A 13,601-nucleotide genomic window follows, 5' to 3' on the forward strand; every position below is an offset into this window, starting at 1 on the left:
TTCAAAACAACGCGCACCGGCCCGGTAGGCTGGGTATTTGTGCAGACCCACGAGATTCGACGACGGTTCCTGGACCATTTCGTCCGTGCCGGACACACCGAGGTCCCCAGTGCTTCGCTGATCCTGGCCGACCCCAACCTGTTGTTCGTCAACGCAGGCATGGTCCAGTTCGTTCCGTATTTCCTCGGTCAGCAGACCCCGCCGTACGCCACCGCGACCAGCGTGCAGAAGTGCGTGCGCACCCTCGACATCGAGAACGTCGGCATCACCACCCGCCACAACACGTTCTTCCAGATGGCGGGCAACTTCAGCTTCGGCGACTACTTCAAGCGTGAAGCCATCACGCTGGCCTGGACGTTGCTCACCGACAGCGTCGAGGACGGCGGCTACGGTTTCGATCCCGAGCGTCTATGGGTCACCGTCTACCTCGACGACGACGAGGCCGAGCGGATGTGGCTCGAGATGGGCGTGCCCGCCGACCGCATCCAGCGTCGCGGCATGGCCGACAACTACTGGTCGATGGGCATCCCCGGCCCGTGTGGCCCGTGTTCGGAGATCTACTACGACCGCGGCCCCGAATACGGCGTCGAGGGCGGCCCCGAGGCCGACGAGGACCGCTACATCGAGATCTGGAATCTCGTGTTCATGCAGAACGAGCGCGGCGCCGGCATCTCCAAGGACAACTTCGAGATCCTCGGCCCGCTGCCCAAGCAGAACATCGACACCGGCATGGGCGTCGAGCGGGTCGCGTTCCTGCTCCAGGGCGTGGACAACGTCTACGAGACCGACCTGATGCGCCCGATCATCGACAAGGCCGAGGAACTCACCGGCCGCTCCTACGGCGTCGACCACACCGACGACGTGCGCTTCCGTGTGATCGCCGACCACGCCCGTACCGCCGCGATGCTCATCGCCGACGGCGTGAACCCCGGCAACGACGGCCGCGGGTATGTGCTGCGCCGCCTGCTGCGCCGCATCGTGCGTTCGGCACGCCTGCTCGGCGCCGAGAAGCCGGTGATGGCCGAGCTGATCAAGGTCGTCACCGACCTGATGGCGCCGTCCTACCCCGAGCTGGCCACCGACTTCTCGCGCATCGAGACCGTGTCGGTCGGCGAGGAGATGGCGTTCCTCAAGACCCTCAACACCGGCGAGACCCTGTTCGACAACGCCGCCACCGCGGTGAAGTCCAAGGGCGGCAAGCAGATCACCGGCTCCGACGCGTTCGCCCTGCACGACACCTACGGCTTCCCGATCGACCTCACTCTCGAAATGGCCGCCGAGGCGGGCCTGTCCGTGGACGAGGACGGTTTCCGCTCGCTCATGGCCGAGCAGCGCAAGCGCGCCAAGGACGACGCCCAGGCTCGCAAGCACGCCCACGCCGACCTCACCGTCTACAAGGAACTGGTCGACCGTGGCGCCACCGAGTTCACCGGGTTCGACGAGCTGACCTCCGAGGCCACTGTGCTGGCCCTGATCGCCGACGGCGTGCGCGTCCCGGTGGCCACGGCAGGCCAGGACATCGAGGTCATCCTCGATCGCAGCCCGATGTACGCCGAGTCCGGCGGTCAGATCGCCGACCGCGGCACCATCACCGCTTCGGGTGTGAAGCTGCAGGTCAACGACGTGCAGAAGATCGCCAAGAAGGTCTGGGTGCACAAGGCCACCGTCGAGTCGGGCCAGCTCACCGAGGGCGATGTCGTGCTCGCGCAAGCGGATCCGGCCTGGCGTCGCGGCGCCACCCAGGGCCACTCCGGCACGCACATGGTGCACGCCGCGCTGCGCCAGATCCTCGGCCCCAACGCCGTGCAGGCGGGTTCGCTGAACAAGCCGGGCTACCTGCGGTTCGACTTCAACTGGCAGGGCGCGCTGTCGGAGCAGCAGAAGGCCGATATCGAGGCCGTCTCCAATGACGCTGTCGGCGCGAACTTCCCGGTGAACACCTTCGTCACCGATCTGCCCAACGCCAAGAAGATGGGCGCGATGGCGCTGTTCGGCGAGAACTACGGCGACGAGGTGCGCGTCGTGGAGATCGGCGGGCCGTTCTCGATGGAGCTGTGCGGCGGCACCCACGTGGAGCACTCCTCGCAGATCGGCCCGATCACCCTGCTGGGTGAGGCCTCGGTCGGTTCCGGGGTGCGTCGCATCGAGGCCTTCGTCGGCCTCGACTCCTACAGGTACCTGGCCAAGGAGCGGGCGCTGCTGGCCGGTGTCGCGTCGTCGCTGAAGGTGCCCTCCGACGAGGTGCCAGGGCGCGTGGAGCAGCTCGTGGAGCGGCTCAAGGTGGCCGAGAAGGAACTGGAGCGCACCAAGATCGCCGCGGTGCTGTCGTCGGCGGGCACATTCGCCGAGCAGGCCGAGCGGGTCGGGTCGGTGCGTCTGGTGGCCGCCGCGGCGCCCGAGGGCGTGTCGGCCGGTGACCTGCGGACGCTGGCAACCGATATCCGTGGCCGTCTCGGCAGCGAGGCCGCCGTGGTCGTGCTGCTCGGCAACGTCGAGGGCAAGGCGCCGTTCGTGGTGACCGTGAACAAGGCCGCCCAGGATCTCGGCTTCAAGTCCGGCGATCTGGTCGCGGCCTTCGGGCCGAGTATCGCCGGGCGTGGTGGCGGCAAGCCGGAGATGGCGCAGGGCGCGGGCTCGGATCCGTCGGGCATCCCGGCCGGTTTGACCGCGGTCCGTGCCCGGGTGGCCGAACTCGCCGGCTGATGACCACCCCTGGTTCGTCCAGCGAGGAATCCGCCGACCGCCCCGACCCGGAGACCGACCCGGGCCGGGGCCGCCGGATCGCGATCGACGTCGGTAGCGTGCGCATCGGCGTCGCCTCGAGCGACCCGGACGGCATCCTCGCCACCCCCGTCGAGACCGTCGCGCGCGCCAAATCCGGTGGGCGAGCGGGCCCACCCGCCGATATCGCAAGAATTGCCGACATTGTGCGGGAATACGAAGCGGTCGAGGTGATCATCGGTCTGCCACGCACGTTGCGCGGCGAAAACGGCACCGCCGCCGCCATCGCGCGTAAGTTTGCCAAGCAGTTGCGCCGGGTGATCGACCCGATTCCGATACGCCTTTCCGACGAACGTTTGACTACGGTGTCTGCTGCACGTGCGCTGCGCGACAGTGGAGTTCGCGCACGTGGCCAGCGGCAGATGATCGATCAGGCGGCAGCCGTGTCGATTCTGCAAGGATGGTTGGACGAGCGGAGTTCGGTGTTGAAGGACGCAGCAGATACGGCGAGGGTCGGAGACGATGCATGACCGACCGATGGACCAGAGCCGAGGAACGCTACCGGGCACGGGAAGCTGATCGGCGCTACCCCCGCCGCGACGACTGGGGGCTCGATCCCCGCACCGTGCGCGAGGACCCGGCGCCGGATCGCGGCGAGTGGGACGAGGACGGCACCGACGTCATCCCGCGCTACGAGGACGAGGTCTACGACGACCAGATCCTGGACGACGTTCTCGAACCGGAACCCGAGCCGGAGCCGGTCGTTGCGCCGCGTCGCGTCGGGCAGCGCGCCCCGACGGCCGAGCGTGGCCGTCCTCGCGCGGGGTCCGGCCGGAACAAGCCGCCCGGCCGGAACAAGCCGTCGGGACGCGCCAAATCACGGATCGCCTCGCGGAAGGCGGCCGAGCGCAAGAAGCGCCGCCGCAATATGTGGGTGATCGCGGCCGTGTTCGTCGTGCTGGTCGTCTCCGCCGCCGGTTTCGCCGGGTACAAACTGATGGGCAGTCTCGCGCCCGCCGAGGATTTCGCGGGCCCGCCCGGCGAACTCGTGGTGGTCCAGGTGCATTCCGGTGACACCGCCACTCAGATCGCCGACACCATGAAGGAAAAGGGTGTCGTCGCCAGTTCGGAAGCGTTCTACGAAGCGGCCGTGCGCAATTCGAACATGAACAGCGTGCAGCCCGGGTATTACGCGGTCCAGAAGAACAGCCCCGCCGCACACGCGGTGACCTCGCTGGTGTCGAAGGGCTCGCGCGTCGGCAACGTCGTGATCTCGGAGGGGCGTCAGCTGCACAACCGGCGCGACGTCCACACCGGCGCCCCCACGGAAGGCATCTACACCAAGATCGCCGCCGCCAGTTGCCTCGGCGCCGGTTCCGCCGCCAAGTGCGTCACCTACGAGCAACTCGATGCCGCCGGCGCCAGTGCCGACCTGGCCGCTCTCGGCGTGCCCGACTGGGCCAAGGCGTCGGTCGCGGCGGCCCCCGATCGGCGCAGGCAGCTCGACGGGCTGATCTCCGCGGGCACCCTCGATTTCGATCCCAGCGGCGGGGCGGTGCAGATCCTGCGTCAGCTGATCACCGCGAGCGCGGCGCTCTACGAATCCACCGGGTTGTTGCGTTCGGGCGCCGAAACCCAGCTCAATCCTTATCAGACGTTGATCGCGGCGTCGTTGGTCGAACGCGAAGCGCTGGCGCCGGACATGCCGAAGGTCGCGCGGGTCATCGTCAACCGGTTGCGGATCGACCAGCCGTTGCAGTTCGACTCGACGGTGAACTATTCGCTGGAGGAGACCGAGGTCGCCACCACCGACTCCGACCGCAACACCGTCACGCCGTGGAACACCTACGCGATGTCGGGCCTGCCCGCCAATCCGATCTCCGCACCCTCGCTCAAAGCCCTGCAGGCGATGGAGAATCCGGAGCCGGGGAAGTGGCTGTACTTCGTCACGATCGACAAGAAGGGCACCACCCTGTTCACCGAGAGCTACTCCGAGCACCTGCGCAATATCGTGAAGGCCGAGCAGAGCGGCATTCTCGACAGTGGGCGCTGAGATGGGTCGCAAGGCCGCTGTCCTCGGTCAGCCGATCGCGCATTCGCGCTCGCCCCAGCTGCACCTGGCCGCTTACCGCGCGCTGGGCCTCGACTGGAGTTACGAGCGGATCGAATGCGACGCCGCGCGGCTGCCCGGGCTCGTCGGTGAGCTGGGCCCGGAATGGGTCGGGCTGTCGGTGACGATGCCGGGCAAGGAAGCGGCGCTGGCGGTGGCCGCCGAGCGCACCGAGCGCGCGGTGCTGGTCGGCTCGGCCAATACCCTCGTGCGCGTCGATGCCGGGTGGTCGGCGGACTGCACCGATGTCGACGGCGTACTCGGTGCGCTGCGCGGTGGTGGTGTCTCGACGATCGACGAGGCTGTCGTGCTCGGTGCCGGCGGAACGGCCAGGCCCGCGTTGCTTGCCCTGTCCGAACTCGGGGCGAAGAAGGTCACGGTGATCGCCCGTGATGCCGGACGGGCGCGCAGCGCACTGGAATTGGCGGACCGTCTCGGCCTGCGGGCCACGGTCGTGCCGCTGGACGGGGAGCAGGTGCGCGCGGCGTGCGCGGCGGCCGGAGCGGTGGTGAGCACGGTGCCCGCCGAGGCGGCCGCAGTGATCGCATCAGATGTAGCCGTGGCACCGGTCGTGCTCGACGCGATCTACAACCCGTGGCCGACCCCCCTCGCAACGGCGGTCGAGGCCGCCGGGCACACGGTGGTCAGCGGCCTGCAGATGTTGCTGAATCAGGCATATGGACAGGTCGAACTGTTCACCGGTCAGCCTGCGCCGCGCGCGGCGATGGCCGCGGCGCTGGAAGCGTCCCTTCCCCAGCAGTAGGCGACGACTCCGGTGGCTGGCGCCGAGTGCGTGCTGGATCCTCGACGTCACCGACCGATCCGTCGAATTGACACCGGTTCTAGTTTTGGCCCGCTAAGGTGTTCTTCATGACCGCTTGGGTGTTACGAGCCACCGTCCTCGGCGCGCTGGTCGTCGCCCTGCGCGTTTTGCTCGGCCTCGCCATGGCCTCCTGGCCCACGTACGGGACCTTCTGGCGCGCGGCCTGCCTGCTCGCCATCGTCGCCGTGGTTGTCGTCTGGGGCGTGCGCGACGGCCGCACGCGCGCCGACGGCCTCACCGTCCGCTGGTTGGCTGCCGGGTTCGGCGCGGGCCTGGCCAGCTCGGCCGTGTGCTGGGTCCTCGATCAGGTGCCCGGAATCGAACTCGGCGACGCCGGGATCCTCTACGAACTGACCTCCGCGGCCTCGTTCATCCTGCTGCTGATCTTCCTGCCCGCGCTGGCGGGTATCGCCTTCGGCTACGCACGGTCGCGCCGTTCGAGCGAATCCGCCACCGGCGCCGCGGAACCCGAATTCGCCACCGCGAACTGATCGGAGTCGTTCTCTCCGGAACGGCACCGGCCGGGAGGCAGACCCTCCGCCCCTGTTCGCGCCCCACCATGGTGTCGGGGCGCGAACAGGGGCCAGAGTTCGGATCTCAGAGCATGATCGGCGACGTGCCCGGGGTGGTGTCGCGGGCGATGGCCGAGTAGGCGGCGGCCAGCAGCGACGGATCAGGGCCCTCGAGTCGGCCGGGCTTGGCCAGACCGTCCAGGATCACGAAACGCAGCACACCGGATCGGGTCTTCTTGTCGGTTTGCATCGCGTCCATCAGGTGGGGGAGCGCATCGCCGTCGTAGGAGACGGGCAGGCCGACGCTTTCCAGGATGGTGCGGTGCCGATCGGCGGTGGCGTCGTCGAGACGGCCGGCCAGTCGGCCGAGCTCGGCGGCGAAGACCAAGCCGACGGACACCGCGGCGCCGTGACGCCAGCGGTAGCGCTCGCGGCGCTCCACAGCGTGGCCGAGGGTGTGGCCGTAGTTCAGGATCTCGCGCAGGCTCGATTCCTTGAGGTCGGCGGCGACCACGTCGGCCTTGACCTGGATGGCGCGGCGGATCAGTTCGGGCAGCACATCGCCGGTGGGGTCGAGGGCAGCCTCGGGATCGGCCTCGATGAGATCGAGGATCACCGGGTCGGCGATGAAACCGGCCTTGATGATCTCGGCCATGCCCGCCACGATCTCGTTGCGCGGCACCGTTTCCAGGGTCGCGAGGTCGACCAGCACGGCGCTGGGCTCGTGGAAGCTGCCCACGAGGTTCTTGCCCGCCTCGGTGTTGATGCCGGTCTTGCCGCCGACCGCGGCGTCGACCATCGCCAGCAGCGTGGTCGGCACGTGCACGATGCGCACTCCGCGCATCCAGGTGGCGGCGACGAAGCCTGCCAGGTCGGTGGCGGCGCCGCCACCGAGACTCACGATGGCGTCGTTACGGGTCAGGCCGATCCGGCCGAGCACCTCCCAGCAGAACCCGGCCACGGCCAGTTCCTTGCCGTCCTCGGCGTCGGGGATCTCGATGCGATGCGCGTCGATCCCGGTGTCGGCCAGTGCTTTACGCACCGCCTCGGCGGTTTCGGCCAGCGGCGGCTGATGGAAGATCGCCACGGTCCGCACCGCGTTGCCCGCGTTGACCGCTTCGACGAGATCGCCGAGCAGCCCGCGGCCGATGATCACCGGGTACGGGTCGGCGGTGCGAACCTGGATGATGTTCGGCTCTGTCACGTGCGCTGCTCCGATTCTTTCTGGTCATTGTTATTGCGTCGCCCGCCGCGTCGTCGCGGTTGCCCGCGTCGTCGACGTTCGTTGGCGGCGGTCCCACGATCCGCGTCACCGGATGGTCCGGCCCGCTGCACCTGTTGTGGTGCCCCGGTCCGGCTTTCCGCCGAAGGATCTGCGGTGGTCGTACTCGACGGTCCGGCCGACTCGCCACCGCGCTGGCCGGCCCGCGTCGGGGCACCTGCCTCGCGGCTCGCCGCCCGCCTGCCGCGACCGGCATTGCGACCGGCCGCCTGGCTTCCCGCGACCGGGCTGCGGCCGCCTACTCGACTACCCGGCGTGCTGCGGTTGCCCGCCCGACCCCCGGCGCCGGCAGCGCGGTTGCCTGGCTGGCTTGCGTCGGTAGTGCGGTTGCCCGGCGGATTTTCGGCTGTACCCGCGCGGCCCTCTGATTTCGAGCTCGCGCGGCTCTCCGGGCCCTCGGCCACCGTGCCGCCGGTTTCCCGGGTGGCAACGGTGGTTGCCGGCCGGATCCGCGCACCGCCCCGGCGCGACCTGCTACGCCGGGACCGTCGACCGGCGGTCGTGCGTGACTCACTCTGCGCCGCACCCGCTGTGCGGGTGGCGCCGGTGGTGTCGTCGACTGCCATCCGATCGGTCGCGGATTGTGTTGCCCCCGAACGGTTCCGATCATCCGGGGCGTCGCGGCGTTCGACGGCCGCCACACCCGTCTGGTCGGCACCGCTTCGGCGCGCGGCGGCGGCGCGCGCCCTGGCACGTCGCCGGTTCTTGGACCGATTGCTGCCCGTTCCGGGCCTGCCGGTGACCGAACCCGAAGCGGGCGAGGTGTTTCCGGCGTTCACACGGGGAGACGGCAGATCGGTGCGCACCGATTCGAGACCGAGCTTGGTCAGGATCATCCGCACCACCCGACCAGGACTCCGCCCGTCGGTCCGCACACGCACGGAGGCGATCTCGCGGTAGAGCGGGCGACGCTCGCGCATCAGATCCCGATACTTGGCTGCGGGGTCGACTCCGTTGAGCAGTGGACGGGTACTGCTGGCGCCGGTGCGCCGAACCCCTTCGGACACACTGATTTCCAGGTAGACCACGAGAGCGTCCCGCAGCAGGTCCCTGGTCCGTTCGGACAGCACCGAACCGCCGCCGAGGGAAACCACGCCGTCGTGCTCGAGCACGGCGCGGCGCACCACCTGTTCCTCGATCCGGCGGAACTCCGTCTCACCGTCGGTGGCGAAGATATCGGGAATCGTGCGGCCGGTATCGGCCTCGATGCCCGCGTCGGTGTCGTAGAGCTCCACCCCGAGTTCCCTGGCCAGCTTGCGCCCGATGGTCGACTTCCCCGAGCCGGGCAACCCGACCAGTACCACGCGTGCCGCCGGCGCGGTCCGGTCGTCACCGCCGGTGTCAGGAGCTCCGGGCTCGACGATCGCCGGTGAGGGGCCCGCGTCGCTCTCCGGCGCGGTCCCCTCCTGCCCCTGCTCGGTCACGGGATACGGCTGTCCGCGGGCACGTGTGGGCGGCTACCGATCCGCTTGACGTAACTGGTGATGTTGTCGACGGTCTCGGCCAGCGAGTCGCCGCCGAACTTCTCCAGCGCGGCCTGCGCCAGCACCAGGGCCACCATCGACTCCGCGACCACGGCCGCCGCGGGCACCGCGCACACGTCCGAGCGCTGGTGGATGGCGACGGCTTCCTCACCGCTGGACATGTCGACCGTCGACAGCGCGCGCGGCACGGTCGAGATCGGTTTCATGGCGGCGCGCACCCGCAGTGCCTCGCCGTTGGTCATGCCGCCTTCGAGGCCACCCGCGCGGTTGGTCGAGCGCAGGACGCCGTCGGGGCCGGGACGCATCTCGTCGTGGGCCTGGCTGCCGCGTCGGCGCGCGGTCTCGAACCCGTCGCCCACCTCGACACCCTTGATCGCCTGGATACCCATGAGGGCGGCGGCCAGGCGCGAATCCAGACGCTGCTCACCGCTGACGAACGAGCCGAGCCCGATGGGCAGGCCGTCCACGATCACCTCGACGACGCCGCCGAGGGTGTCGCCGTCCTTCTTGGCCGCTTCGATCTCGGCGATCATGGCCGCCTCGGCGTCGGCGTCGAACGCCCGCACGGGGCTGGCGTCGATCGCGTCGAGATCGGCCGGGCCCGGCGTGACACCGGTGGTGTTGGCAGCGGTGCCGATCGACACCACATGCGAGATGACCTCGACACCGAAGGCCTGACGCAGGAAGTTGCGCGCGAGTGTGCCGGCTGCGACCCGAGCCGCGGTCTCCCGGGCGCTGGCCCGCTCGAGCACCGGACGGGCATCGTCGAAGCCGTACTTGAGCATCCCGGAGTAATCGGCGTGACCGGGGCGCGGGCGGGTGAGCGGCGCGTTACGCGCCATTCCCGCGAGTTCGGTCTCGTCGATCGGATCGGCCGACATCACTTCGGTCCACTTGGGCCACTCGGAGTTGGCGATCTCGATCGCGATCGGTCCACCCATGGTGCGGCCGTGGCGAACGCCACCGACCAGGGTGACCTTGTCGGCCTCGAATTTCATCCGGGCGCCGCGCCCGTAACCGAGCCGGCGGCGGGCGAGCTGTGCGGAGACATCGTCCGATGTCACCTCGACTCCGGCGACCATCCCTTCCAGGAGGGCGACGAGAGCGGGACCATGGGATTCTCCGGCAGTTATCCAGCGCAACACGCCGACTATCTTCCCATGTCGACACGTGTAGTCGGGAACGCGGGCCGACGTGACGAGCGGCACGTCGGCGCCGAGCCGGGCCGCGCGGTGGCGGCCGCCGCCCTGATCCGGCCGAACCGGCCTGTTCCGGACCGCCGGCAACACCCCGTGCCCGGGATCGTCTCGGCGCGTCGCGCCGCCGGTCATGCCAGTGCCATCGCGGTGACGGTGGCCAGGCACATCGCGGGGCCGTGTGGCACCAGCCGTCGTGCCGGTGCCGCGCGCACCTGCCGCGGACCACGACCCAGCACCGTACGCAGCCGATCACCGCCGAGCAGCACCACCGCGGCCGCGGCGGTGAGCAGTGGTGCGGCCAGCGCGGCCCACACCCAGGCGGGTGGTCCGGCGATCGCCGCGGCAGCTCCGAGCGACACCGCGAGCTTCACATCACCCGCGCCGAGTGCGGCCGGGGAGAGCAGGTGGGTGATCAGATACGGCATCGTCAACAGTGCGGCCCCGATCACCGCGGTCTCCAATTCCCCTGTCGAGAAGGCGAACAGGAACACCGCGGCCGCACCCACGCCGGTCAGCGCGTTGGGAAGGCGACGGACATGGATGTCGATGACGCCCAGCAGCAGGCACCAGGCGATGAGGCAACAGAACGCGGCAGTGGTCATGGGATCGATCGTGCTGGGCCGCGACCGCCGAAAGTGGGCCGTACCCGAGAATGTGGATAACGTCCGCGCATGTGAACAATGCCGTATCCACCTCGCCCACCGACACGAAATCCTGGGCATCGCGTGCCGACGTGTCGGCCGTCGGGCGGTAGCGTTGACCCATGTGTGCTGACTACACGGCTCCCGATTACGCGGCCCGGCGCGGTGCCCTGCGGAGCCTGCTGGTGGAAAACGGTGTCGACGCGTTGCTGGTGACCGATCTGGTCAACATCCGGTACCTGACCGGCTTCACCGGATCCAATGCCGTTGTGCTGGTGCATTCGTGGGATATGCGCGGAGCCGAGGACCGCACCGTCATCGGTACCGACGGCCGGTACTCCGCTCAGGTCGCCGAACAGGTCCCCGATCTGCAGGCCGAGATCTGCCGGGCCACCGCGCGCCGCGTTCTCGAGCTGACCGGGGAATGGCAGCTCGGTCGCGTCGGCTTCGAGAGCCACGTGGTGACCGTCGATCAGCACACCTCGTTCCAGGAACTGCGCACCGGGCTGCAACTCGTCCCCACCTCGGGTCTGGTCGAACAGCTGCGCATGGTCAAGGATCCCTACGAGGTCGACCAGCTCGGCGCGGCGTGCACGGCAGCCGACAAGGCGCTGGCCACTCTGCTCGAGCGGGGCCTGCTGCGTCCGGGCCGCACCGAGAGGCAGGTCGCCCGCGACCTCGAATGGGCGATGTTCGAGCACGGTGCCGACGCGATCTCGTTCGAGACGATCGTCGCCGCGGGCGCCCATTCGGCCATCCCGCACCACCGGCCGACCGGCGCCGTCCTGGCCACCGGCGACTTCGTGAAGTTCGATTTCGGCGCGGTGGTCAACGGCTACCACTCCGACATGACCCGCACCCTGGTCCTGGGGCCCCCCGCCGACTGGCAGCGGGAGATCTACGAACTGGTCGCCCGCTCGCAACGCGCGGGCACCGAGGCGCTCAAACCCGGCGCGCAGACCAGCGAGGTCGACGCGGCGGCCCGGATGATCATCGAAGAAGCGGGGTACGGCCCGCAGTTCGTGCACGGTCTCGGTCACGGCGTCGGGCTGCAGATCCATGAAGCACCCGGAGTGGCGAAAACGAGTACCGGTACACTTCTGGCTGGTGTGGCGGTGACCGTCGAACCTGGTGTATACCTTCCCGGCCGCGGCGGGGTCCGGATCGAGGACACGCTCGTGGTGCGCGAAGCGGGCCCGGAACTGCTCACCCGCACCAGCAAGGACTTGATCGTCGTCGACTGACGTCGGCGCGCAGAACGCAGTAACCCCCAGTACGCAGTAATACGAACGAGGAGATCCGAGGACAGTGGCGGACACCAGCGACTTCAAGAACGGCCTTGTGCTGAAGATCGACGGTCAGCTCCAGCAGATCATCGAATTCCAGCACGTGAAGCCGGGCAAAGGCCCCGCGTTCGTGCGGACCAAGCTGAAGAACGTCGTGTCCGGCAAGGTTGTCGACAAGACCTTCAACGCGGGTGTCAAGGTCGAGACCGCGACCGTCGACCGTCGCGACATGACCTACCTGTACCACGACGGCACCGACTACATCTTCATGGACGGTGACACCTACGACCAGATCTCCATCCCGGAGGCCACCATCGGTGACGGTGCCCGCTTCCTGCTGGAGAACATGGGCGTGCAGGTCGCCGTGCACGAGGACGCGCCGCTGTTCGTGGAGCTCCCCGTCACCATCGAGCTGGTCGTGCAGCACACCGACATCGGCCTGCAGGGCGACCGCTCCACCGGCGGCACCAAGCCCGCCACCTTGGAGACCGGCGCCGAGGTTGCCGTTCCGCTGTTCATCAACACCGGTGACAAGCTGAAAATCGACTCGCGCGACGGCAGCTACCTCGGCCGCGTCAACGGCTGATCGTGACCGACTCCCCGGCAGACAAGAAGGGCTCGTTCAAGAAGCTCGGCGCGCGCCACAAGGCGCGCCGCCGGGCCGTGGACCTGCTGTTCGAAGCGGAGGCGCGCGATGTCGACGTCTCCGTGCTGCTCTCGGATCGCGCTGAGCTGGCGACCCGCGACCAGAGCGTGGCCCCCGTGCACGCCTACACCACCACCCTCGTCGAGGGCGTCGCCGACGATCTCGACCGGGTCGACGGCACCATCGAGGGTTACCTCCAGGACTGGACCCTGCAGCGGCTGCCCGCGGTCGACCGGGCCATTCTGCGGATCGCGGTGTGGGAACTGTTCCACGCCACCGATGTGCCCCCGGTCGTCGCGGTCGACGAGGCAGTCGAGCTGGCCAAGGAACTGTCCACCGACGACTCCCCGTCGTTCGTGAACGGCGTGCTCGGCCAGGTCGTGCAGGTGGCGCCGCAGGTCCGCGCCGCCGCGGCCGCGACGGCCGCCACGAAGGCCGCGCGCGGCGAGTCGGAGTCCTGAGGCGTGGCGCGCAAGTACCTCGTGATGGCCGAACGCACCCCGGCGTTCGACGCCTCGGTGATCGAACCGCACCGCAGCTTCCTGCAGGAACTGCTCGCTGAGGGTCAGCTCCAGGAAAGCGGCGGCTTCACCGACGGCACCGGCGGCGCGTATGTCATCCTGGCCGAAAGCCTCACCGCCGCAACGACAATCGCCCACTCCGACCCGCTGCACACCACCGGCGCCTCGGACCTGACGATCCACGAATGGGAAATCACCGTTTCGGCGTGAATCCCGTTCGCGCAGCCGCACGTTCCGAGTGAACGTGCGGCTGTTGTCGTCTTACCGCCGCGGATCTCGCACACCACCCGACGGGGCGGGACGCGACGATCGCGGGGCGGCAGTTTCGTGATCGGGGGTGCGAATCACGGTGTCGTGCAGGAGGATGCGTAGTGAG

The 13,601-nt window shown here is 69.0% G+C and carries 12 protein-coding genes and 1 pseudogene; 9 read left to right on the forward strand and 4 right to left on the reverse strand.

Annotated features, from left to right (window positions below):
• Nucleotides 1-39 precede the first annotated feature (39 nt).
• The 5 genes from alaS to ACWF99_RS08365 all read left to right on the forward strand — a co-directional run bounded on the left by alaS (nucleotide 40) and on the right by ACWF99_RS08365 (nucleotide 6,145).
• The gene (gene alaS, locus ACWF99_RS08345; RefSeq protein ID WP_378662395.1) at nucleotides 40-2,703 is read left to right on the forward strand and encodes an alanine--tRNA ligase; all 2,664 of its coding nucleotides are present in this window, start codon (nucleotides 40-42) and stop codon (nucleotides 2,701-2,703) included.
• Nucleotides 2,703-3,251 (forward strand): Holliday junction resolvase RuvX, encoded by a 549-nt coding sequence (ruvX, locus tag ACWF99_RS08350; protein ID WP_378626973.1) that lies wholly within the window; start codon nucleotides 2,703-2,705, stop codon nucleotides 3,249-3,251. Before alaS ends, ruvX begins: the two co-directional genes overlap by 1 nt.
• Complete coding sequence (locus ACWF99_RS08355; RefSeq protein ID WP_452535502.1) at nucleotides 3,248-4,774, forward strand: endolytic transglycosylase MltG; 1,527 nt, start codon at nucleotides 3,248-3,250, stop codon at nucleotides 4,772-4,774. The genes ruvX and ACWF99_RS08355 overlap by 4 nt, the downstream gene beginning before the upstream one ends.
• Before the next feature lies 1 nt (nucleotide 4,775).
• Complete coding sequence (locus ACWF99_RS08360) at nucleotides 4,776-5,594, forward strand: shikimate dehydrogenase (RefSeq protein WP_452535503.1); 819 nt, start codon at nucleotides 4,776-4,778, stop codon at nucleotides 5,592-5,594.
• A gap of 107 nt (nucleotides 5,595-5,701) precedes the next feature.
• Entirely contained in the window at nucleotides 5,702-6,145 is a 444-nt protein-coding gene (locus ACWF99_RS08365) for a B-4DMT family transporter (RefSeq protein WP_378626976.1), read from the forward strand.
• Between the two features lie 106 nt (nucleotides 6,146-6,251).
• On the opposite strand, the gene aroB is transcribed toward ACWF99_RS08365, so the two are convergent.
• The 4 genes and pseudogenes from aroB to ACWF99_RS08385 form a co-directional block, all read right to left on the reverse strand.
• Nucleotides 6,252-7,370: a 3-dehydroquinate synthase gene (gene aroB / locus ACWF99_RS08370; RefSeq protein ID WP_101467074.1), complete on the reverse strand. Its 1,119-nt coding sequence runs from the start codon at nucleotides 7,368-7,370 to the stop codon at nucleotides 6,252-6,254.
• Between the two features lie 884 nt (nucleotides 7,371-8,254).
• Nucleotides 8,255-8,752: pseudogene (locus ACWF99_RS08375) on the reverse strand (shikimate kinase); the annotation flags it as partial.
• 116 nt (nucleotides 8,753-8,868) lie between these two features.
• Nucleotides 8,869-10,077, reverse strand: a complete 1,209-nt coding sequence (aroC, locus tag ACWF99_RS08380; RefSeq protein ID WP_452535504.1) for a chorismate synthase — start codon at nucleotides 10,075-10,077, stop codon at nucleotides 8,869-8,871.
• A 182-nt stretch (nucleotides 10,078-10,259) separates the two neighbouring features.
• Nucleotides 10,260-10,733 (reverse strand): prepilin peptidase, encoded by a 474-nt coding sequence (locus ACWF99_RS08385; RefSeq protein WP_378626978.1) that lies wholly within the window; start codon nucleotides 10,731-10,733, stop codon nucleotides 10,260-10,262.
• A gap of 161 nt (nucleotides 10,734-10,894) precedes the next feature.
• Between ACWF99_RS08385 and ACWF99_RS08390 the strand changes: the two genes are divergently transcribed.
• The 4 genes from ACWF99_RS08390 (at nucleotide 10,895) to ACWF99_RS08405 (ending at nucleotide 13,435) form a co-directional block, all read left to right on the forward strand.
• The gene (locus ACWF99_RS08390) at nucleotides 10,895-12,016 is read left to right on the forward strand and encodes a M24 family metallopeptidase (RefSeq protein ID WP_378626980.1); all 1,122 of its coding nucleotides are present in this window, start codon (nucleotides 10,895-10,897) and stop codon (nucleotides 12,014-12,016) included.
• 64 nt (nucleotides 12,017-12,080) lie between these two features.
• Nucleotides 12,081-12,644 carry an elongation factor P gene (gene efp, locus ACWF99_RS08395; RefSeq protein ID WP_067452307.1) on the forward strand — a complete coding sequence of 188 codons (564 nt, stop codon included), beginning with the start codon at nucleotides 12,081-12,083 and terminating at the stop codon, nucleotides 12,642-12,644.
• 2 nt (nucleotides 12,645-12,646) lie between these two features.
• A complete protein-coding gene (nusB, locus tag ACWF99_RS08400) occupies nucleotides 12,647-13,165 on the forward strand; it encodes a transcription antitermination factor NusB (protein WP_378626982.1) in 519 nt (172 codons plus the stop codon).
• A gap of 3 nt (nucleotides 13,166-13,168) precedes the next feature.
• Entirely contained in the window at nucleotides 13,169-13,435 is a 267-nt protein-coding gene (locus ACWF99_RS08405; RefSeq protein WP_378626984.1) for a YciI family protein, read from the forward strand.
• Nucleotides 13,436-13,601 lie beyond the last annotated feature (166 nt).

It is taken from the genome of Nocardia sp. NPDC055002 (assembly GCF_053608825.1).

Coding starts and splice junctions, on each gene's coding strand:
- ACWF99_RS08360 (WP_452535503.1), top strand. CDS start 4,776: ATGGGTCGCAAGGCCGCTGTCCTCGGTCAGCCGATCGCGCATTCGCGC.
- ACWF99_RS08385 (WP_378626978.1), bottom strand. CDS start 10,733: ATGACCACTGCCGCGTTCTGTTGCCTCATCGCCTGGTGCCTGCTGCTG.
- ACWF99_RS08365 (WP_378626976.1), top strand. CDS start 5,702: ATGACCGCTTGGGTGTTACGAGCCACCGTCCTCGGCGCGCTGGTCGTC.
- ACWF99_RS08390 (WP_378626980.1), top strand. CDS start 10,895: ATGTGTGCTGACTACACGGCTCCCGATTACGCGGCCCGGCGCGGTGCC.
- ACWF99_RS08355 (WP_452535502.1), top strand. CDS start 3,248: ATGACCGACCGATGGACCAGAGCCGAGGAACGCTACCGGGCACGGGAA.
- ruvX (WP_378626973.1), top strand. CDS start 2,703: ATGACCACCCCTGGTTCGTCCAGCGAGGAATCCGCCGACCGCCCCGAC.